Source organism: Bacteroides caecigallinarum (assembly GCF_021530995.1).
Lineage (GTDB): Bacteria > Bacteroidota > Bacteroidia > Bacteroidales > Bacteroidaceae > Phocaeicola > Phocaeicola faecigallinarum.
Map to the genome: position 1 here is coordinate 1 of NZ_JADYTF010000361.1, position 255 is coordinate 255.

The following is a 255-nucleotide window of genomic DNA, read 5'->3' on the forward strand; positions in this document are numbered from 1 at the left end:
TGAATGTCACAATCAAAGTATCATAGTATGCTGTCATAATCTGTCCTCCTTTCCTTTTATCCATTCGTCACGCAGGTGTCTGCACTCTTCCAATGTCGGTCTAACGCAAGAGAAAAGTTCTCCGTCCATGTGTCGGTAGTCATACTGGAAAAGGGTTGTTCTTTTCCGTCTGATAGTCGTTTGGTACTTTTCGTACTTCTCAGTACCTGCCGTCTGGCAGGTACTCACTCCGTTGATGGTCATTCTTGTTGTCAT

General features: G+C 44.3%; 1 protein-coding gene. It reads right to left on the reverse strand.

All coding sequences use genetic code 11. The features are described 5' to 3' along the window. Positions 1-33 precede the first annotated feature (33 nt). On the reverse strand, positions 34-255 hold the full coding sequence (locus tag I6E24_RS17035; RefSeq protein WP_235329871.1) for a DUF3873 domain-containing protein: 222 nt from the start codon (positions 253-255) through the stop codon (positions 34-36).